Annotated in this window: 20 protein-coding genes; 13 read left to right on the forward strand and 7 right to left on the reverse strand. The window is 69.3% G+C overall.

What is annotated here, in order from left to right:
- Positions 1-4 precede the first annotated feature (4 nt).
- The 5 genes from ACW5E8_RS11230 to ACW5E8_RS11250 form a co-directional block, all read right to left on the reverse strand.
- The gene (locus ACW5E8_RS11230; protein WP_456965607.1) at positions 5-736 is read right to left on the reverse strand and encodes a 4Fe-4S dicluster domain-containing protein; all 732 of its coding nucleotides are present in this window, start codon (positions 734-736) and stop codon (positions 5-7) included.
- Positions 733-957: a hypothetical protein gene (locus tag ACW5E8_RS11235; RefSeq protein WP_456965608.1), complete on the reverse strand. Its 225-nt coding sequence runs from the start codon at positions 955-957 to the stop codon at positions 733-735. The genes ACW5E8_RS11230 and ACW5E8_RS11235 overlap by 4 nt, the downstream gene beginning before the upstream one ends.
- Complete coding sequence (locus tag ACW5E8_RS11240; RefSeq protein ID WP_456965609.1) at positions 954-2723, reverse strand: SLC13 family permease; 1770 nt, start codon at positions 2721-2723, stop codon at positions 954-956. The genes ACW5E8_RS11235 and ACW5E8_RS11240 overlap by 4 nt, the downstream gene beginning before the upstream one ends.
- Positions 2720-5650 (reverse strand): molybdopterin oxidoreductase family protein, encoded by a 2931-nt coding sequence (locus ACW5E8_RS11245; protein WP_456965610.1) that lies wholly within the window; start codon positions 5648-5650, stop codon positions 2720-2722. The genes ACW5E8_RS11240 and ACW5E8_RS11245 overlap by 4 nt, the downstream gene beginning before the upstream one ends.
- A gap of 63 nt (positions 5651-5713) precedes the next feature.
- A complete protein-coding gene (locus ACW5E8_RS11250; protein WP_456965611.1) occupies positions 5714-6280 on the reverse strand; it encodes a hypothetical protein in 567 nt (188 codons plus the stop codon).
- 136 nt (positions 6281-6416) lie between these two features.
- On the opposite strand from ACW5E8_RS11250, the gene ACW5E8_RS11255 reads away from it, so the two are divergent.
- Positions 6417-7385 carry a helix-turn-helix transcriptional regulator gene (locus tag ACW5E8_RS11255; protein ID WP_456965612.1) on the forward strand — a complete coding sequence of 323 codons (969 nt, stop codon included), beginning with the start codon at positions 6417-6419 and terminating at the stop codon, positions 7383-7385.
- A gap of 11 nt (positions 7386-7396) precedes the next feature.
- On the opposite strand, the gene ACW5E8_RS11260 is transcribed toward ACW5E8_RS11255, so the two are convergent.
- Entirely contained in the window at positions 7397-8017 is a 621-nt protein-coding gene (locus tag ACW5E8_RS11260; protein WP_456965613.1) for a lipocalin family protein, read from the reverse strand.
- Between the two features lie 278 nt (positions 8018-8295).
- On the opposite strand from ACW5E8_RS11260, the gene ACW5E8_RS11265 reads away from it, so the two are divergent.
- The 11 genes from ACW5E8_RS11265 to ACW5E8_RS11315 all read left to right on the forward strand — a co-directional run bounded on the left by ACW5E8_RS11265 (position 8296) and on the right by ACW5E8_RS11315 (position 18683).
- Entirely contained in the window at positions 8296-8460 is a 165-nt protein-coding gene (locus ACW5E8_RS11265) for a hypothetical protein (RefSeq protein ID WP_456965614.1), read from the forward strand.
- A gap of 79 nt (positions 8461-8539) precedes the next feature.
- The gene (locus tag ACW5E8_RS11270; protein ID WP_456965615.1) at positions 8540-10657 is read left to right on the forward strand and encodes a prolyl oligopeptidase family serine peptidase; all 2118 of its coding nucleotides are present in this window, start codon (positions 8540-8542) and stop codon (positions 10655-10657) included.
- Positions 10658-10718: 61 nt separating this feature from the next.
- Positions 10719-12905, forward strand: a complete 2187-nt coding sequence (locus ACW5E8_RS11275) for a S9 family peptidase (protein WP_456965616.1) — start codon at positions 10719-10721, stop codon at positions 12903-12905.
- Between the two features lie 31 nt (positions 12906-12936).
- Positions 12937-13344 carry a YbaN family protein gene (locus tag ACW5E8_RS11280; protein ID WP_456965617.1) on the forward strand — a complete coding sequence of 136 codons (408 nt, stop codon included), beginning with the start codon at positions 12937-12939 and terminating at the stop codon, positions 13342-13344.
- A gap of 10 nt (positions 13345-13354) precedes the next feature.
- Entirely contained in the window at positions 13355-13648 is a 294-nt protein-coding gene (gene lptM, locus ACW5E8_RS11285; protein ID WP_456965618.1) for an LPS translocon maturation chaperone LptM, read from the forward strand.
- Between the two features lie 4 nt (positions 13649-13652).
- The gene (gene dapF / locus ACW5E8_RS11290; RefSeq protein WP_456965744.1) at positions 13653-14507 is read left to right on the forward strand and encodes a diaminopimelate epimerase; all 855 of its coding nucleotides are present in this window, start codon (positions 13653-13655) and stop codon (positions 14505-14507) included.
- Positions 14504-15178: a DUF484 family protein gene (locus ACW5E8_RS11295; RefSeq protein ID WP_456965619.1), complete on the forward strand. Its 675-nt coding sequence runs from the start codon at positions 14504-14506 to the stop codon at positions 15176-15178. Before dapF ends, ACW5E8_RS11295 begins: the two co-directional genes overlap by 4 nt.
- 28 nt (positions 15179-15206) lie before the next feature.
- Positions 15207-16103, forward strand: a complete 897-nt coding sequence (gene xerC, locus ACW5E8_RS11300; RefSeq protein ID WP_456965620.1) for a tyrosine recombinase XerC — start codon at positions 15207-15209, stop codon at positions 16101-16103.
- Positions 16104-16175: 72 nt separating this feature from the next.
- Positions 16176-16727, forward strand: coding sequence for an ATP-dependent protease subunit HslV (hslV, locus tag ACW5E8_RS11305; protein ID WP_456965621.1), 552 nt, complete (start codon positions 16176-16178; stop codon positions 16725-16727).
- Between the two features lie 2 nt (positions 16728-16729).
- A complete protein-coding gene (hslU, locus tag ACW5E8_RS11310) occupies positions 16730-18124 on the forward strand; it encodes an ATP-dependent protease ATPase subunit HslU (RefSeq protein WP_456965622.1) in 1395 nt (464 codons plus the stop codon).
- Between the two features lie 127 nt (positions 18125-18251).
- Entirely contained in the window at positions 18252-18683 is a 432-nt protein-coding gene (locus tag ACW5E8_RS11315; RefSeq protein WP_456965623.1) for a hypothetical protein, read from the forward strand.
- A gap of 70 nt (positions 18684-18753) precedes the next feature.
- On the opposite strand, the gene ACW5E8_RS11320 is transcribed toward ACW5E8_RS11315, so the two are convergent.
- Positions 18754-19209 carry a nucleoside deaminase gene (locus tag ACW5E8_RS11320; RefSeq protein WP_456965624.1) on the reverse strand — a complete coding sequence of 152 codons (456 nt, stop codon included), beginning with the start codon at positions 19207-19209 and terminating at the stop codon, positions 18754-18756.
- A gap of 169 nt (positions 19210-19378) precedes the next feature.
- Between ACW5E8_RS11320 and ACW5E8_RS11325 the strand changes: the two genes are divergently transcribed.
- On the forward strand, positions 19379-20818 hold the full coding sequence (locus tag ACW5E8_RS11325; RefSeq protein WP_456965625.1) for a hypothetical protein: 1440 nt from the start codon (positions 19379-19381) through the stop codon (positions 20816-20818).

Below are 20818 nucleotides of genomic sequence, written 5' to 3' on the forward strand. Positions count from 1 at the left end.
CAGTTCAGCGCCTCAGGATGCGGTTGAGCCAGTGCAGCGGCGAGGACGCGCGCGTGGGCGCGCTTTCCGTGGCCTCGCCGCCGCCGTCGCGCCGCGGCCGCGGCGGCAGGTAGCGGTTCACCGGCTGGTAGCCGAGCTCGGGCATCAGCGCGACGCCGCCGCGTTCGGCCACCAGCTTGGAGACGTCCGACTCCGGATCGCCCAGGTCGCCGAAGTGGCGCGCGCGCGTGGGGCAGGCCTGCACGCAGGCGGGCACGCGCTCGGATTCGTCGAGGTTTTCGTTGTAGATGCGGTCCACGCAGAGGGTGCATTTCTTCATCACCCCCTCGGCCGGACTGTATTCGCGTGCGCCATAGGGGCAGGCCCAGCTGCAGAGCTTGCAGCCGATGCACTTGTCCTCGTCCACCAGCACGATGCCGTCCTCGGCGCGCTTGTAGCTGGCGCCGGTGGGGCAGACGGTGACGCAGGCGGGGGTGTCGCAGTGCAGGCAGCTGCGCGGGAAGTGCAGGGTCATGGCCGGCTGCGTGGGCTCCTCGGCGACTTCGTAGCTGTGCACCCGGTTGAACCAGACCCCTTCCGGGTCCTTCCCGTACGGTCGTTCGTCGGTCAGGGGCCCGGTGATGCCGCCGGCGTTCCACTCCTTGCAGCTGGTCGCACAGGCATGGCAGCCCACGCAGGTGTCGAGGTCGATCACCAGGCCGAGCTTCTTCGTCGACGGCGGTGGCAGTGAGGTCATGGCAGTTCCCGGTGGCGCAGCTTGCCGCTGCCGAACAGCAGCAGCGCGATCGACAACACCAGGCCGAACGCGGCGCGCCAGCGTGGCGAGGGCGCGTCGAAGGCACCCAGTGATGTGGGCGACATGATCGAGGGATCGATCAGGGCCCAGGTGCTGGCCAGCGCGCCGGCGAAGCCGCCGACGAGCATCAACACGCCGATGATCCGATGCAGTGTCTTCATGGGATGAAGGGGAAGTAGCGCGGGATCAGCACCACCGCCATCGCGATGAAGATGACGTTGAGCGGCAGGCCGACCTTCACGAAGTCGCGGAAGCGGTAGCCGCCGGCGGCGTAGACCATGGTGTTGGTCTGGTAGCTGATCGGCGTGGCGAAGCTGGTGGAGGCGGCAAAGGCCACCGCGACCAGGAAGGGCTTGCTGTCCAGGCCAAGGGATTCAGCGGTGGCGATCGCGATCGGCACCACCAGCGCGGCCGAGGCGTTGTTGCTCATGATCTCGGTCAGCGCCGAGGTCATGATGTAGATCACCGCCAGCGTCGCGACCGGGCCGAAGCCGCCGACCAGGCCGATCGAGAAATCGGCGATCAGCGCCGCGGCGCCGCTGTTCTGCAGTGCGATGCCCAGCGGCAGCACGCCGGCCAGCAGCAGCACCACGCGCCAGTCGATGGCGGCGTAGGCCTCTTCGGGCTTGAGCACGCGCAGCACCAGCAGCGCACAGCAGCCGATGATCGCCGAGGCGACGATGCTCATCAGTCCGGCGGCCGCCACCGCCACCACCGCGCTCAGGATGCCCAGCGCCAGCAGCGAGCGACGGATCGAGGTGCGCGTCTGCTCGCGTTCGCCCATTACCACCAGGCCGGGGTCGGCGCGCATCAGGTCGAGCGCGCTTTCGGGCGCGTCGAGCAGCAGCACGTCGCCGACCGCCAGCGGCACGTGGTCGAGCGGCTGCCGGATCGCCAGGCGGTGCCGGTGCAGGCCCTGCACGCGGGCGTGGTAGACGTGGGCGAAGCGGACGTCGGCCAGCGAGTGGCCGACCAGGTGCGAACCCGGCGCCACCATGGCTTCCGCGTGCACGCGCTCGTCGTCCTCGTCGCCCTCGAGGTCGGTGGCGACGTGGTCGAAGGCGAGCTTGAGCTTGCGTCGCGCCTGTTCGATGTCGGGCCAGCTGCCGCGTACGAGCAGGCGGTCGCCGGCCTCGATCCCGGTGCCACGCGGCGATGGCAGGGCGGTGCGGCCGCGGAAGACCTCCAGCACCACGACGTCGCCGCTGTCGTTGGGCAGGAGTTCGGCGCCGCGCTTGCCGATCGCGCCGGACTTCTCCGGCACCAGCAGTTCGGCCACGTAGCGCCCCGCGTGGCCGCTGTCGGCCTGTTGCGGCACGCCGAGGTCGGGCAGCAGGAAGACCCGCGCCACCATCATGTAGATGGTCCCCACCACCACGAAGATGATGCCCAACTGGCTGAACTCGAAGATGGTGAAGCCGGCGTGCCCCGCCTGCCGCGCCATCGAGTCGACCAGCAGGTTGGTGGACGTGCCGATCAGCGTGCACACGCCGCCGAACTGGGCCGCGTACGACAGCGGGATCAGGAACTTCGATGGCGGCAGGTTGTTGGCCACCGCCGCGGCGATGATCAGCGGAAGGAACACCGCCACCGCGGCGGTGTTGTTGATGAAGGCCGACACCGACGCGGTCAGCAACATCATCACCAGCGCCAGCAGCCAGCCCCAGCGGATCCGCGCGATGGCTTCGCCCAGGCGGTTGAGCGACCCGCTGTGCTGCAGGCCGGCGCTGAGCACGAACATGGCGGCCACGGTCACCGTCGCCGGGCTGCTGAAGCCCGACAGGGCTTCGTCGGTGGTGACCAGGCGCAGGGTGAGCAGTGCGGCCAGGGTCAGCATCGCCACCACTTCCGGCGGCATCTTCTCGCTGACGAAGAGCGCCACAGCGCCGGCGAGCACCAGGAAGGTGAGCAGCATGTCTGGCGTCATCGCTTGCGAGCCCCGTAGCGCAGGGGGCCGCCGGGCGCGTCGCCCAGGGCAAGCGGTTCGAACTGCGGCTGCGTCAGCCTGGTTCCGTTGTCCCGGTCGCCGGCCTCGGTGCTGTCGCCGCTGTCGCCCGTCTCGCCGGTTGCACCGCCCGGCGCGCGTCGCAGGTTCACGCGCAGGTCGAACCAAGCGGCCTGGCCGGTGACCGGATCGGCATTGGCATAGTCGCCGCGCGGGGTGATGTGGGAGATCAGATGGTTGAGCAGGAAGCCCTTGCGGCCCTCCGGCGCATCGGTGTCCAGGCGCCAGGCGCCACGGCGCTTGCCGATCGCGTTCCAGGTCCACAGGGTGTCGGGCTGCACGTTGCCGGCGAACTTCGCCTGCACCGTGATCTCGCCAAGATGCGATGCCACCACCACCCAGTCTTCGTCGGCCACGCCGTGGCGGGCGCCGGTGTCGGGGTGCATGTACAGCCAGTTGCGCGCCGCGATCTGGCGCAGCCAGGCGTTCTGTGAACCCCAGGCGTGGTACATGAACATCGGTCGCTGGGTGATGGCGTGCAGCGGGAAGTCGGCTTCGTCGACCTGCGCCTGCTCGAAGGGCGTGTACCACATCGGCAGCGGGTCGAAGTACGTATCCACACGCTCGCGGTGTTCTTCGGGAGGCTGGTGCGCGCCGTGGCCCTGCGCCGCGAGCCTGAACTTCTGCAGTTGTTCCGCATACAGATGCAGCGTGATCGGCGCCGACGAGCCGATGAAGCCCAGGCCGTGCGACCACTCGAGATAGCCGCGGTTGGCCATCTTGAAATAGCGCGCATGCTCCGGCACTTCCTCGCGCCAGAAGCCGCCGTTGTCGATGTAGCGCTGCAGCTGCTCCGGGTTGGGCGCGCCCTTGCCGTGCGTGCCGCCGTCCTCGCCGCGCCAGCCGGCCAGCAGGCCGACGCCGGGCGTGCGTTCGTGGCGGACGATGTAGTCGGCGTAGTCGCGGTACTTCGGTGAGCCGTCGGCATGCACCATGCCCGGCAGCCCAAGACGCGCACCGAGATCCAGCAGCACCGACTGGAAACCTCGCACGTCGCGCGCGCGGCCGTCCTTGTCGGGCTGCGTGGCGGCATCGAACAGCGGCTGGCGGATCGCGTCGGCGGCGCCATCGGCGTCGGAGATCGGCCGATCGAGCATGCTGATCGCGTCAAAGCGCTCGAGGTAGGTGGTGTCGGGCAGCACCAGGTCGGCATAGGCGACCATTTCCGATGCATAGGCATCGGAATAGATGATGCGCGGGATCCGGTATTCGCCGTCGTCCCCCTTGTCGGTCAGCCAGGCGATGGTCTCGCGCGTGTTCATCGACGAGTTCCAGGCCATGTTGGCCATGAACATCATCAGCGTGTCGATGCGGTAGGGGTCGCCGGCGTGGGCGTTGCGCAGCAGGGTGTGCATCATCCCGTGCGCGGACAGCGGGTAGGCCCAGGAATAGGCGTGGTCGATGCGCCGCGGCTGGCCATCGGCGTCCACCAGCAGGTCTTCCGGGCCGTGCACGAAGCCCAGCGGGCCGGCATCGAGCGTGCCGTCTTCGCGGCGCGTGCGGCCGGGGCGGTTGGGCGGCGGGATCGGCTTCGGATACGGCGGCTGGTAGCGGAACGACCCCGGTGCATCCACCGCGCCGAGCAGCAGTTGCAGCACATGCAGCGCGCGGCAGGTATGGAAGCCGTTCGAATGCGCGCTGATCCCGCGCATGGCGTGCAGCGCGACGGGGCGTCCGACCATCTCGGAATGTTCGCGACCCCAGCTGTCCGTCCACGCGATGGGCAGGCTGAGGTTCGATTCGAACGCAGCCTCGGCCAGCTCGAGCGCGATGCGGCGGATGGTGTCGGCGGGAATGCCGCAGCGCTCCGCCACGGCATCGGGCGCGTACTCGGGATCGAGATAGCGTTCGGCAACGAGGTGGAAGGCCGGTACCGCGATGCGGCCGTCGGGCAGGATGTATTCGCCGACCACGGCGGGCGAAATGTCGGGAGCATCGGCGGGATGGAGCGCGCCGCCTGCCGTGGCCAGCGCATCCGCCACCCAGCATTGCGGGCGCCCTTCGCCGTCGCGCACGAACATCCCGTCTTCCGCCCCGCCCGGATCCTTCACCACCAGCCAGTGCGCATCCGCATAGCGCACCAGGTAGTCGAGGTCGATGCGGTCCATGCGCAGCAGCTCATGGATCAGCGCGAACGCGAACAGCCCGTCGGTGCCGGGCCGGATCCCGATCCATTCATCGGCGATCGCGCCGTAGCCGGTGCGCACCGGGTTCACGGCCACGACCTTGGCGCCGCGGGCCTTGAGCTTGCCCAGCCCTAGCTTGATCGGGTTGGAGTCGTGGTCTTCGGCCACGCCCCAGAGCATCAGGTAGCGGGTGTGGTCCCAGTCCGGCTCGCCGAACTCCCAGAACGAACCGCCCAGCGTGTACAGGCCGCCGGCAGCCATGTTCACCGAGCAGAAGCCGCCGTGCGCGGCGTAGTTGATGGTGCCGAACTGCTGCGCCCACCAGCCGGTGAGTGCCTGCGACTGGTCGCGGCCGGTGAAGAAGGCGAACTCGTCGGGGTTGCGCTCGCGGATCGGCGCCAGCCACCCGGTCGCGATCCCCATCGCCTCGTCCCACTCGATCTCGCGGAACTCGCCGCTGCCGCGCTCGCCCACGCGCAGCAGTGGCTTCGTCAGCCGCGCCGGGGAGTGGTGCTGCATGATCCCGCTGGCACCCTTCGCGCACAGCACGCCCTGGTTCACCGGGTGCGACGGGTTGCCCTGGATGTAACGAATGGCGCCGTCGCGCAGCCAGACCTTGATGCCGCAGCGGCAGGCGCACATGTAGCAGGTGGTCGCCTTCACCTCGTCCCCGGGTGACGGCGAAAGATCCAGGACCGGCTCGTTCGGGATGTGCGCGCGCATGCCGGCCATTGTGCCCGTGTGCCGGATGCGCGGCGAGCGGGCGTCCGGACCGGCGCGCCCCGGTCAGTTTGGCGGCGCGATCACCAGGGAGGGGTCGTTGAAGCGGGAGTAGCGCATGGTCACCGTGCCGTCGCTCCCGTCCACCTGCATCTGCAGCGGCCAGCCTTCGCTGCCCACCCACAGCATCACCTCGTCGGGTCCGTCGGCGTGCACGATGCGGTACTTCGTGGCCGGCTTGCCGTCCAGCACGACCTTGCCCAGCGACTCGATGCGTGCGTTGTCCTGCGTCTCGCGGATGCGGGCCTGGTCCTGCATCGTGTCCAGGGTGCCGGCCGGCAGCGGCACGCGCATCGTGCGCCCGGCGATCTGCATGTACGCCTGGTTGCCGATGATGGTCTGCGTGGGGCCGCCCGGGATCACCATGCGGTAGCGGTCGGGCGCCACGTGCTGCAGTTCGATCCGGCCGCCGGCGCCTGCCTGCGGGGCATCGACGTGGACCACGTAGCTGCTGGCGCTGGCCAGCTTGCCGGTGGCCTTGACCACGTCGTCGCGCGGGGCGGCCGTGGCGGGGCCGATCGCGGCAGCACACAGCAGCGTGGCCAGGGTTGCGGAAATAAACGGGTGTTGCATGGTTCCGGGCTCCATCCGATGGATTGCCCCTCAATACGACAACCGGTACCGGTTCGGGACAGCGCGGCCCGGCCCGCGCCCGCAGCCGGGTGTCGGGCGGCGTCTCCTGCGGTGGCAATATGCCCATAATCCGCCCATGGACCGATACGAACGCATCCTCACGCTGCACCGCATCCTTGGCACCGCGCGCTACCCGGTCACGGTGGCCCGGCTGCAGGACGAACTCGGCTGCTCGCGCGCCACCGTCTACCGCGACGTCGCTTTCCTGCGCGACGCGCTGATGGCGCCGATCATCGGCGACGGTGAGGCCGGCATCCGCTACGACCCGGATGAAAGTGGACGTTTCGAACTGCCCGGGCTGTGGCTGAGTTCGGAGGAGCTGCACGCGCTGCTTGCCGCGCAGCAGCTGCTGTCGCGCAGCGGCGGCGGGGTGCTGTCCTCGGCGCTGGCGCCGCTGCAGTCGCGCATCGAGAAGCTGCTCAGCGAGCACGCCAGCGGCAAGCAGTGGCCGATGGAGCGCGTGCGCGTGATCCCGCACCGCACCCGGCGCCTGGACGAACATTCATTCCGCACGGTGTGCTCGGCGGTGCTTGAACGCCGCCGCCTGGTGTTCGAATACCGCGCGCGCTCGACCGACGAGAAGACCCGGCGCACGGTGTCGCCGCAGCGCATCACCCACTACCGCGACAACTGGTACCTCGATGCCTGGGACCACGAACGCGAGGGCCTGCGCAGTTTCTCGGTGGACCGTGTCGCGCAGGCGCGCTGCCTGGAAGACGCCGCGATTGACGTCGACGAGGGCGAGCTCGACCGCCATCTCGGCGGCAGCTACGGCATCTTTTCCGGCGCGCCCAAGGGCGTGGCCACCATCGTCTTCAGCGCCAAGGCCGCGCGCTGGGTGGCCGACGAGCACTGGCATTCGCAACAGCAGGGGCGGCACCTGGCCGATGGGCGCTACGAGCTCAAGGTCCCGTACAGCGCTGCGCGCGAGCTGCTGATGGACGTGCTGCACTACGGCAGCGACGCCGAGATCCTCGAGCCGCAGTCGCTGCGTGAACAGGCACGGTCACTGCTGCAGCTGGCGCTGTCGAACTACGAGCGCTGACCCGCCCCGGCTCAGCGCCCGGGCGTCGGGCTGGCGGCCTGCTCGAAGCCCAGGCGGCCTTCCTGCTCCGGAAGCTGCGGCACCCGGCGCAGCTTGTCGGTGTTGACGCCATGGCTGCGGATGCGGCGCTCGAGTTCCAGGTAGGCCTCGTCCTCGACCTGTCGCGCGCGGGTCAGGATCCAGGCATGGTCACGCCCGGGTGAATCGAGCAGCATCCAGCTGCCGTCCTCCGCCACTTCCAGCATTCGAAGCCGCGTGGGCAGGACGCCATAGGTGCGCATCTTCCAGATGCGGTCACTGTGGCCATCGCGCCGGGCGATCGAGGTGTCGGACTCCACGGGTTCGGCGAAGCCCTCGCGCCAGCTGCTGGTGATATCCAGCCGGTTGCCATCGTCCATGGCCAAGCGGATCCGCGACGCCACGCGCCCGCGTTCGCCAATCCAGGGCACTCGGCCCACCACGTGCCAGTCCCCCATCAAGGCGTCCAGGGGCGGCATGGATACGTCGCGGGCGCTGTCGTCGCCTTCGCCACGCCCTCCGGCACAGGCCGCGAGCATGAGGCACAGCGCGAACGCGCAGAACGCCAGGATCGGGGGAGGGCGGGTGGCGAGTCGTCGGGAGTCCGGGGTCATCACAGGGTCCAGGGCGCCGCGGCAGACTGGCAGTGGTCCGGCGAAGGCGGCGTCATGAAGGTCGCAGTCCGTGAGATGGGATGGTTGCAGGCTTGGGGTCGACAGTCTGGAGAACCATCATGACAGCCAACCCTACGACAGCACATGGCCCCAGGGCACGCCGCTCCACAGCAAACCGGACCACGGCACGCCGCCCGGCGACGGGCCGTTTCATGGCGCGGCCCACCAGCCTCCATCCGTCAGTCGCGAGGGCGGCAGCTCCCGACTGGCCTGCACGCGTGGTCGTCGCACTCGTATTCCTGGCCGCCATGGCCATGCTGTCGCTGCCGCCTGCCCGCGCCGCCAGCGCCACCTTCGGCTGGCTTCCCCTGTGGTTGCCGGGGCTGCCGGCGACCGCCTGGCTCGCGCTGGCCGTCGCCCGCCGCCGCGCCGGGGAGAGCTGAGCCCGACTTTCGGCCCGGGTCCGCGGCGCAGGCGCTGTGCTAGGTTTGCCGGTCAATTCGACCTGCCGGAGCCTGTTGCATGCCCAAGCTGCCCCATGCCTGCCTGTTTGCCGCGCTTGCCGTGGCCTCCTTCGGCGCGACTGCACAGGAGGACGCCAAAGTGACCGACCCGCACCAGTGGCTCGAGGACGTCGAGGGCGAAAAGCAGCTCGCCTGGGTCCGGGAGCAAAACGCGAAGGCCGAGGCCGAACTGGCCGACACGCCGGGCTTCAAGGCGCTCGAGGCCGACCTCCTCGCCATCTACGATTCCGACGACAAGATCCCCGGCGTCTACAAGCAGGGCGAGTGGTACTACAACTTCTGGAAGGACCGGAACCACGAGCGCGGCGTCTGGCGCCGGACCACGCTTGACGAGTACCGCAAGCCGCAGCCGCAGTGGGAGACCGTGATCGACCTCGACGCGCTGAACAAGGCGGAAGGCGAGAACTGGGTCTGGCATGGCGCAAATTGCCTGCGTCCCGAGTACGAGCGCTGCCTGGTCGCGCTGTCGCGCGGTGGCGCCGACGCCGACGTCACCCGTGAATTCGACCTGTCCACGAAGCAGTGGGTCGATGGCGGTTTCCTCCGCCCGGAGGCCAAGGGAGGCCTGGCGTGGATCAATCGCGACACCGTGTACGTCTACACCGATTTCGGCGACGGCACGATGACCAGCTCGGGCTACCCGCGCATCGTCAAGGAATGGACGCGGGGCACGCCGATGGACGCCGCCAGGGTGGTCTATGAGGGCCAGGCCGGCGACATGTACATCTCGGCCGGCCATGACCACACGCCAGGTTACGAGCGCGACTTCGTCAGCCGCACACTCGCCTTCTACAACGACGAGCTCTACCTGCGTAACGCGGACGGCTCGTTGACCAAGGTCGACGTGCCGAACTCGGCGCAGAAGTCGGTGCAGCGCGAATGGCTCGGCCTCGAGTTGCGCGAGTCGTGGGACGTCGGCGGCAAGACCTACAAGGCCGGTTCGCTGCTGGCGGCGAAGTTCGACGACTACATGGCCGGCAAGCGGGAGTTCCAGGTGCTGTTCGAGCCCACCGACACCAGCTCGCTGGCCGGCGCCTCGTTCACGAAGAACCACCTCGTGCTGAACGTGCTGGACGACGTCAAGAACAAGCTGACCGTGCTCACCCCCGGCGCCGACGGCTGGACCCGCAGCGAGCTCGCGGGCGTGCCGGAGTTCGGGACCGTCTCCGCAAGCGCGGTCGACAGCGACGAGTCCGACGCGCTCTGGCTGACCGTCACCGACTACCTCACCCCCACCACGCTGATGCTCGCCAGCGCCGCCCCCGGTGCGCCCGCGCCCGAGGTGCTGAAGACCCAGCCGGCGTTCTTCGACGCCTCCAAGCACGTCGTCGAGCAGCACTTCGCCACCTCGAAGGACGGCACCCGCGTGCCGTACTTCCTCGTGCATCCGAAGGGCGTCGAGCTCGACGGCAGCAATCCGACGCTGCTCTACGGTTACGGCGGCTTCGAGATCTCGCTGACCCCGGGCTACTCCGGCGGCGTCGGCAAGGGCTGGCTGGAGAAGGGTGGCACGTACGCTGTCGCCAACATCCGCGGCGGCGGCGAGTACGGTCCGCGCTGGCACCAGGCTGCGCTCAAGGCCAACCGCCACAAGGCCTACGAGGACTTCGCCGCGGTCGCGCAGGACATGATCGACCGCAAGATCACCTCGCCCGAGCACCTGGGTATCCGTGGCGGCAGCAACGGCGGCCTGCTTACGGGCAACATGCTCACGCAGTATCCGGAGCTCTTCGGTGCGGTGGTGATCCAGGTGCCGCTGCTGGACATGCAGCGCTATCACAAGCTGCTGGCCGGCGCGTCGTGGATGGCCGAGTACGGTGATCCGGACAAGCCGGAAGAGTGGGCCTTCATCAAGACCTTCTCGCCCTACCACCTGTTCGACGCGGCGAAGGACTATCCGCCGACGCTGATCCTGACCTCGACCCGCGACGACCGCGTCCACCCGGGTCACGCCCGGAAAATGCACGCGCTGATGTCGGACGCCGGCAAGGACGTGCGCTACTACGAAAACATCGAGGGCGGCCACGGCGGCGCGGCCAACAACCGCCAGGCGGCGCACATGGATGCGCTGTACCTGACCTTCCTCTGGCAACAGATCGGCCGCGACACCGACTGATCCGACCCCGGGGGCGCCGCAAGGCGCCCCCGTTGCATCCAGCCTCCCCGGACCCCATTCCATGAAGCCCATCGCACTTGCAGGCCTGTTGCTCATGACCGCCACCAGCCACGCCGCCACGCCGACGCCGCCCGACGTCGAAAAGCGCGCCCACGAAGTGCGCGCGCCGCACGGCGCCGTGCGCCAGGACGAGTACTACTGGCTGCGCGACGACACCCGCGAAGACAAGGCCATGCTGGCCTACCTCGAGGCCGAGAACGCGTACGTCGGCCAGGTGATGGCGCCGCTGAAGCCGCTCGAGGACGCGCTGTACGAAGAGTTCGTCGCCCGCATCAAGCAGGACGATGCCAGCGTGCCTTTCCGCGACAACGGCTGGTGGTACTACTCGCGCTACGAGACCGGCAAGGACTATCCCGTGCATGCGCGCCGGAAGGACGCCGATGGCCTGGGCGCGGCGGAGATCATGCGCCTCAACGAGGCCGGTGTTTTCGCCGCCGAGCAGGTGCTGCTCGATGTCAACGCGATGGCCGCGGACAAGGAGTACTTCTCGGTCGGCGTGTACGAGACCAGTCCCGACAACCGCATCCTGGCCTGGGCGGACGACAGCGTCGGCCGCCGCCAGTACACCATTCGCTTCCGCAATCTCGAGACGGGCGAACTCTATCCGGAGTCGATCCCCGGCCTGTCCGCGGACATGGTCTGGGCCGACGACAACAAGACCCTCTTCTACGTCGAGAACGATCCCGAAACGCTGCTGACCGTGCGCGTGAAGAAGCACGTGCTCGGCACTCCCGTGTCCGACGACGTGCTGGTGTACGAAGAGCACGACGACAGTTTCTACATGGGCCTGTCGCGCACCCGCGACGACCGCTTCATCTGCATCGGCGTCGAGAGCACGGTATCCAGCGAGTTGCGCTGCACCCCGGCCGCGGACCCGGGTGAATTCACCGTGCTGGCCGCGCGCGAGCGCGACGTCGAATACGACGCCGATCACTTTGACGGCCGCTGGGTGATCCTTACCAACGCACCTGACGCCGAGGGCAACAAGGCGCCGAACTACCGCATCGCCACCGCGCCCACGGACGCGACTTCGCGCGCGGAGTGGAAGGAGTGGATCGCGCACCGCGACGACGTGCTGCTGGAAGGCTATGAATTGTTCGACGGCTTCACCGCCATTGCCGAGCGCTCCAACGCGCTCGAGCGCATCCGCCTGCTCAAGCCGGAGGGTGGAGAGGAGTACGTCGCCGCCGACGAACCCGCCTATTCGATGGGCCTGTCGATCAACGCCGAACCCGATACCGACTGGCTGCGCTACGGCTACACCTCGCTGACCACGCCCGGCACCACCTACGAGCTCGACGTGCGCACCGGCGAGCGCCGCCTGCTCAAGCAGCAGCCGGTGATCGGCTATGACCCGTCGAAGTACGCCACCGAGCGCACCTGGGCGACCGCCCGCGACGGCACCCGCATCCCGGTGTCGCTGGTCTACCGCAAGGGGTTCGAGAAGGACGGCACCGCGCCGCTGCTGCAGTACGCCTACGGCAGCTACGGCATGTCGATGGACCCGGGCTACAGCCTGACCACCACCAGCCTGCTCGACCGCGGCATGGTCTATGCCATCGCCCACATCCGCGGCGGCCAGGAAATGGGCCGCAAGTGGTACGACGACGGCAAGCTCCGCAACAAGGTCAACACCTTCACCGACTTCATCGACGTCACCGACCACCTGGTGGCCGAGGGCTGGGCGGCGAAGGATCGCGTGGCGGCGTATGGCGGCAGCGCCGGCGGCCTGCTGGTGGGCGCGATCGCGAACATGGCGCCGGAGAAGTACCGCCTGGTCCTGTCGCAGGTGCCGTTCGTGGACGTGGTCACGACCATGCTCGACCGCAGCATCCCGCTGACCACCAACGAGTACGACGAGTGGGGCAACCCGGAGCGCAAGGGTGACTACGACTACATGGTCACCTACTCGCCCTACGACAACCTGGAGGCGAAGGCTTATCCGGCGATGTTCATCGGCACCGGGCTGTGGGATTCGCAGGTGCAGTACTGGGAACCGGCGAAGTACGTCGCCCGGCTGCGTGACCTGAACACCTCCGACGCCACCCTCCTGTTCCGCACGAACATGGATGCCGGCCACGGCGGCAAGTCCGGCCGCTTCCGCCGCTACCGCGAACTGGCGGAGATGTACGCCTTCATGCTCGACCAACTGGGCGTGGTGGCCCCGGACGAAGTCACGGCGCGCTGACAGCTGCCGCCCATCGCGGCATCATGCCGCGATGGATGACGCTCCTCGCCACCGCTCGCGCTTCCGCTGGGCCTGGTGGCTGCTGGCCTACGTCGCGCTGGGGCTTGGCCTGCTCGGCGTGGTGCTGCCGGGCCTGCCCACCGTGCCCTTCATCCTGCTTTCGGCCTGGGCCGCGGCCCAGGGCTCCGAGCGACTCCACGCCTGGCTGCTGGCGCATCGGCACTTCGGGCCGATGATCCGCGACTGGCACGAGCACGGCGCGGTCACCCGGCGCTCCAAGCGCCTGGCCAGCGCCGCCATGGCCGCGTCGGCCGTGATCGTGCTGGCACTGGCCTGGCTGACCGGCTACCAGCGCTGGTGGGCGGTGGCCCTGCCGATCGGCTGCATGGTCGCCGTGGGTGCCTGGCTGTGGATGCGGCCGGAACCGCCGCCGCGCTAGACTGCCGGCCATGAACATCCGCGCCCTGATTCCCCTTGCCCTGCTGTCGTCCGTGCTGGTGCTGTCCGCCTGCGGCAACAAGGGTCCGCTGCTGCCGCCTCCCGCGCCGGAAGACGACGACTGGCCGGCGGAGCAGGTGGACGATGCCGATGTGCCGGATCCGGCCATGGATGCGGACGATCCGGCGCTCGAGGATGACGTCGATGCCGAGGAGATCGAGGACGGCGTGGATGGCGAAGGCGAGGACCCGGCCGTGGAGGGTTCTGGCGACGACCCCGGCGATGACGGTGATGGCGACGCCTGATCCCGTGGCGGCCTCGGCGTCTCCCGCCGGCCTGCGTTTCAGCAAGATGCACGGCGCCGGCAACGACTTCGTGGTGCTCGACCTGCGCGATGGCGCGGCGGCGCCCGATGCCGCGCTGTGCCGCCTGCTGGCCGATCGCCACCGCGGCGTCGGCTGCGACCAGATCCTGACCATCGCCGCGCCGCGCAGCGACGGTGCGATTGCGTCCTATGGCATCTGGAACGCCGACGGTTCCGCCTCGCAGCAGTGCGGCAACGGCGCACGCTGCGTCGCCGCCTGGCTGGTGCGCGTTGGCACCGCCACGGGCGATTTCGTGCTCGACAGCCCGCTGGCCAGCCACCGCGTGCGCGCGCTGGGCGGGGCCGGCTTCGAAGTCGCCATGGGTGTCCCGGTGTTCGCGCCGGCGCGGATCCCCCTGGCCGGCTTCGACGCGCAGGCCGATGCCTACATGATCGAAGTCGGCGGACGCACGCTGCGCGTGGGCGCGGTGTCGATGGGCAATCCGCACGCGGTGCTCGAGGTCGAGGACGTCGACCACGCGCCGGTCGGCGAGCTTGGCCCCGCGCTGCAGCGGCACGCCGCGTTCCCGCAGTCGTGCAACGTCGGCTTTGCCCAGGTGCTCGACGGCGGCCACATCCGACTGCGGGTGTACGAACGCGGCGTCGGCGAAACCCTGGCCTGCGGCAGCGGCGCCTGTGCCGCGGTGGCCGTGCTGGCCCGTCGCGGGCGCGTGGATGCGACCGCCGGCGTGGACGTGGCGCTGCCCGGCGGCACGCTGCGCATTTACCATGGTGTCGACGGCGACCTGCGCATGGCGGGGCCGGCGACATTCGTCTACGAAGGGACATTCAACGCATGAACGACACCACCGAGAAGCTTGGTGCCCACGAGGTCGCGGCTTGGCTGCGCCGGCACCCGAAGTTCCTGCAGCAGTTCCCGGACCTGGCGATCAGCCTCGTGGTGCCGCGCGAAGACGGCCCTGCGGCGTCGCTGGCCAGCTACCAGCTCGAAGTGCTGCGCGACAAAAACCGCGAGCTGTCGCGACGCCTGCAGGACCTGTATGCGGTTTCGCAGGAGAACGAGCGCCTGGCCGTGCGCACGCACCAGCTGACCTTGGCGCTGATGCGTCCGGAAAGCGCCGCCGGCGTGGTCCGCGCGATGGTCGCCACGCTGGCCGAGGACTTCAGCGGTGATCTCGTGAGCGTGGTGCTGTTCAAGCCGCTGCCCGGGCTGGGCGAGGAGCAGTGGCTGCAGGTCGTCGCGCGCGACGACCGCCGCCTGCAACCCTTCGCCGACTGCATCGGCGATGGCGAACCTCTTTGCGGCCGCCTGCATCCCGACAAGCAGGCGCTGCTGTATGCGGCGCGCGTCGACGATGTCGCCTCCACCGCGCTGCTGCCGGTCGAGGGCGTGGGCCTGGTCGCGGTGGGAAGCAGTGATCCCAACCGCTTCTACCCCGGCATGGGCACGCTGTTCCTGCGCATGATGGGCGAGGCCTTCGCGGCGGCGCTGCGGCGCCACCACGACTGAGCGACGCCGGAAGCACGGACCGATCGCGATGGACGCAGGCACGCATCCCGACGTCACCGACTTCCTCGGACACCTCGAGGTCGAGCGCCGCATGTCGGCGCACACGCTCGATGCCTACCGCCGCGACCTGGCCGCATTGGACGCGTGGGCGGTGGCATCCGGGCATGGGGACCTCCTGGCGCTCGACAGCGCGGCGATGCGCGCCTTCGTCGCCGCCGAGCATCGCCGGGGGCTGGCGCCCAAGAGCCTGCAGCGCCGCCTGTCCGGCTGCCGCAGCTTCTATCACTGGCTGCTGAAGCACGGCCGCATCGTCGCCAACCCCGCCGCCGGCGTGCGCGCGCCGCGCGCGCCGCGCAAGCTGCCGCAGGTGCTGGACGTGGACGAGGCCGTGGCGCTGGTGGCGGTGCCCACCGACGTACCGCTGGGCCTGCGTGACCGCGCGCTGCTGGAACTCTTCTATTCCTCGGGCCTGCGCCTGTCCGAACTGCGCATGCTGCGCTGGGCCGACATCGACCTCGACCAGGGCCTGGTGACGGTGCTTGGCAAGGGCAATCGCCAGCGCACCGTGCCGGTGGGTTCGCACGCTTGCAAGGCGTTGGCCGAGTGGCGCGCGGACACCGGTGCCGGCCGCGAAGCGCCCGTGTTCCCGGGCCGCGGCGGCGCGCCGATCAGCGCACGGGCGGTCCAGCTGCGGCTGCGCGAGCTGGCGCGGCGGCAAGGCCTGTTCAAGCGCGTGCATCCGCACCTGCTGCGGCATTCATTTGCCAGCCATGTGCTGGAGTCGTCCGGCGACCTGCGCGGCGTGCAGGAGCTGCTGGGGCATGCCGACATCGCGACCACGCAGATCTACACGCACCTGGACTTCCAGCACCTGGCCAAGGTGTACGACGAAACGCATCCGCGCGCGAAGCGTCGCAAGGGCTGACCCGTCCCATCGGGCGGACTTGCATCGGCCGCGGGCGATCCCCATCCAGTGGACTCAGCCCCCGGAGGCCGCATGGACCCCAGCCAGAACCCCCACGTTTTCCACGCCACCACCATCGTGTCGGTGCGCCGCGAGGGCCGCGTCGCCATCGCCGGCGACGGCCAGGTCACGCTCGGCCACACGGTGATGAAGGCCAACGCGCGCAAGGTGCGCCGCCTCGGCAAGGACGGCCAGATCCTGGCCGGTTTCGCCGGCGCCGCCGCCGACGCCTTCACGCTGTTCGAACTGTTCGAATCCAAGCTCGAGAAGCACGGCCAGCTCACCCGCGCCGCCGTGGAGCTTGCGAAGGACTGGCGCACCGAGCGCCGCTTCGGAAAGCTCGAGGCGCTGCTCGCGGTGGCCGACAAGGACACCTCGCTGATCATCAGCGGCACGGGGGATGTGATCGAACCCGAGGACGGGCTGGTCGCGATCGGCTCGGGCGGCCCCTACGCGCTGTCGGCCGCGCGCGCGCTGCTGGCGCATACGCAGATGGACGCGCGTTCGGTCGCCGTCGAGGCGCTCAACATCGCCGGCGACATCTGCATCTACACCAACCGCAACGTCGTGGTGGAGGAACTCTGAGCATGGCCATGAAGATCGACACCTCCCACGCCACCATGACCCCGCGCGAGATCGTGCAGGAGCTCGACCGCCACATCATCGGCCAGCAGGACGCCAAGCGCGCGGTCGCGATCGCGCTGCGCAACCGCTGGCGCCGCGCCCAGCTCGGTGACGAGCTGCGCAACGAAGTGATGCCCAAGAACATCCTGATGATCGGCCCCACCGGCGTCGGCAAGACCGAGATCGCGCGTCGCCTGGCGACGCTGGCCAACGCGCCCTTCGTGAAGGTGGAAGCCACGCGCTTCACCGAGGTCGGCTACGTCGGCAAGGACGTCGAGCAGATCATCCGCGACCTGGCCGATACCGCGGTCAAGCTCTACCGCGAGCAGGCCAAGCAGAAGATGCGCACCCAGGCCGAGGAGCGCGCGGAAGACCGCATCCTCGATGCGCTGCTGCCCAAGCGCCAGGGCCAGGCGCCGGCGTTCGGCTTCGGCCCCTCGGCGCAGTCCACCACCGTCGACATCGGCGCCGAGCCCTCGTCGCAGGAATCCGAGACCCGGCAGAAGCTGCGCCGCCAGCTGCGCAGCGGCGATCTGGACAATCGCGAGATCGAACTCGACCTCTCCGCCGGCGGCGGCGTCGACATCATGACCCCGCCGGGCATGGAGGAAATGGGCCAGCAGCTGCGGCAGATGTTCGCCAACCTCGGCAGCGGCAAGACCCAGAAGCGCACCATGGCGATCCACGCCGCGCGCCCGCTGCTGGTCGAGGAAGAGGCCGGCAAGCTGGTCAACGAGGACGAGGTGCGCGCGGCCGCCATCGAAGCCTGCGAGCAGCACGGCATCGTCTTCATCGACGAGATCGACAAGGTCGCCAAGCGCAGCGAAGGCATGGGTGCCGACGTCAGCCGCGAAGGCGTGCAGCGCGACCTGCTGCCGCTGGTGGAAGGCTCGACGGTCAGCACCAAGTACGGCCCGGTGAAGACCGACCACATCCTTTTCATTGCCTCGGGCGCGTTCCACTTGGCCAAGCCGAGCGACCTGATCCCGGAGATGCAGGGCCGCTTCCCGATCCGCGTGGAGCTGTCCGCGCTGACGAAGCATGACTTCGTGCGCATCCTGACGGAACCCAAGGCTGCGCTGACCCGTCAGTACGTCGAGCTGATGAAGACCGAAGGGCTGGAGCTCGCGTTTTCCGACGACGCCATCGACCGGCTCGCCGAGATCGCCGCCGACGTCAACGAGCGCCAGGAGAACATCGGTGCGCGCCGCCTGCACACGGTGCTCGAGCGGCTGCTCGACAGCCTGAGCTTCGAGGCGCCCGACCGCGGCGGCAAGGTCGCCATCGATCGTGCCTATGTGGATGCGCAGCTCGGCGAGCTGGTGCAGGACCAGGACCTGAGCCGCTACATCCTCTGACCGGAGGAAGCCTCCATCCACACGCCCCCGCCCGCGGGGGCGGTGCGTGCGTTCAGCAAGCGGAGCGTGTCCGGCGGCGATGGGCTGGCAGACTGGCCGCCCCCCCGACCGCTCCGTGAGGCCCGACATGCTTCGACCCCTGCTGATCACTGGCGCCGCACTGTCGATGCTGCTGGCTGCGCCCGCGGCGGCGCGCGACGTCTCCTGCCGCCTCGACTTCGACATGGCTGGCTGGTCAGCCTTCTACAAGACGGCATCGGGCACCGGCCGCGTGAGCTGCGACAACGGCCAGTCCATGGCCGTGCGCATCGACGCCAAGGGCGGTGGCCTGACCGTCGGCAAGTCCGAGATCCGCGGCGGACGCGGTGAGTTCTCCGGGGTCCGCGGCATCAACGAGGTGCTGGGCACCTATGTCACCGCCGAAGCGCACGCCGGCGCGGTGAAGTCGAGCAAGGCGCAGGTGATGACCAAGGGCGAGGTGTCGCTGGCCCTGGCCGGCACCGGCGAGGGCTTCGACCTGGGGGTCGCGTTCGGCGCGTTCACGATCGAGGCGCGTTGAGGGGTTGCCGGGGCGAGGCGCGGGTTCTCTGCCGGAAGCCGTTGCGGCCGCGAGTCGCGGCGCGCGTTGCTCAGTCCTCGCCGATATCCTCGTTCCAGAGCGCCGGATTCGCCGCAATCCATTCCTGCATCATCGTGATGCAGCGCGGGTCGTCCAGCACCACCACTTCGGTGCCGGCCTCGCGCAGCCACTCCACGCCGCCGGCGAAGTTCACCGCTTCCCCCACCACCACCGTGCCGATGTTGAACTGCCGCACCAGGCCGCTGCAGTACCAGCAAGGCGCCAGCGTGGTGACCATGATGGTGTCGCGGTAGGAACGCTGGCGGCCGGCCTTGCGGAAGGCGTCGGTTTCACCGTGGATCGAAGGGTCGCCTTCCTGCACGCGGCGGTTGTGGCCGCAGCTGAGCATCCGGCCGTCCTGGTGGTAGAGCGCGGCGCCGATCGGGATGCCGCCCCCGGCCATGCCCTTGCGGGCCTCCGCGATGGCGGTTTCGAGCATCGCGCGTGGATCGAAGGTCTGGATCATCGTGGTTCGCCGGGCCGTGGGGTGCATCACGATACCGGCGATGCACCGCGCCCGCGATCCGTGACGGCGGTCGTGCGGCTTGTCCCCGTTGCCGGGCTGTCACAGAATCGGGCGTCACGCTCACATCGTCACGGAAGGGGGAGCCGGGATGCGACGGATCAGGACAGGGATGGCAGCGCTCGCGCTGCTGTCATGCGCGTTCACCGCGCAGGCTGAAGTACTGCAGGGTGGATTGGAGCTGCGCTGGGGCGATCCGTTCGCGCCCGGTGGCGACGAGGGTCTCGCGCCGCGATTCCAGGCGACCCTGGTACTCGACAGCGGCGAGCGCATCACGCTCGATCCGGAGCAGGCACGGCGTGGCGCCGGTGACCTGTATGCGCTCGCGAACCGCCGCGTGGCGATCGAGTTCTCACGTCCGGCCGCGGCGCACGGGCGACGCGTGATCGAGGCGATCGTGCCCGCGGACGACATCGGCGCGCCGCGCGCCGAGCACCCCATCGCCGGCCGGTCCGATACGGTGGCGCAGGCGGTGTTGGGCTCGACGCGGTGGATCACCATCGCCTGCAAGTTCAGCGACATCACGGCGGAGCAGAAGACGGTGGACTTCTTCCGCGCCCAGTACGGCGACGCGGTCGGCCAGCTGGGGCACTACTGGCGCGAGGTGTCGTACAACAAGATCAACCTGGCCGGCAGCGGCGCGCGCGGCTGGTACACGCTGCCCAATCCGCGGTCGCACTACGTGACGTTCAACGCGGAAGAGGACAAGGACAAGGCCGACCTCGACGCGCTGTTCAACGACTGCACCGCCGCGGCCGATGCCGACGTCGACTTCCGCCAGGTGCTCGGCATCAACCTGATGTTCAACGGCGACCTCGACGGCTACGCCTGGGGCGGCGGCCGCTGCGTGACGCTGGACGGCGTGTACAACTGCTGGTCGACCACCTGGAACCCGCCGTGGTCGTTCAACAACGTCGCACCGCTCGCGCACGAGATGGGCCATGGCTACGGCCTCCCGCACTCCGACAACTCCGACGGCGACGACGATCCCTACGACAACCCCTGGGACGTCATGAGCAGCGCCTGGCACAACGCGGTGCAGGATGCGACCTACGGCACCCGGCCCAAGCACATCAACATCTACCAGCGCGACCGTCTGGGCTGGGTGGATGCCGCGCGCAAGCACACCATCGCCGCCGGCGCGCTCCCGGCGCAGGTGCGGGTCGACTACGCGAGCCTGCACGCCTCGGGCAATGCGCAGATGCTGGTCCTGCAGACGCCGGCGTCGCCGGATCCCTATCGCGGCACCATCTACACGGTGGAGGCGCGGCGTCCGCTGGGTGCCTACGAAGGCCAGCTGGCGGGCGACGCCATCATCATCCACAGCGTGGGCAGCGACTACCGGGCGATGGCGAAGAGCCAGGACGCGGACGTCCCGCCGGCGAACGTCTCCAACAACGAGGGCTCCATGTTCAAGGTCGGCGAAACCTGGCTGTCGCCGGACGGCCTGTTCTCGGTCCACGTGGAGTCGAAGACGGCCAGCGGTTTCGTGGTGGTCGCGGGCACGCCGGTGCGCACCGGCGGCAACCAGCGGCCCGCCGCGGTGCCATAA

It is taken from the genome of Luteimonas sp. A649 (genome assembly GCF_054072735.1).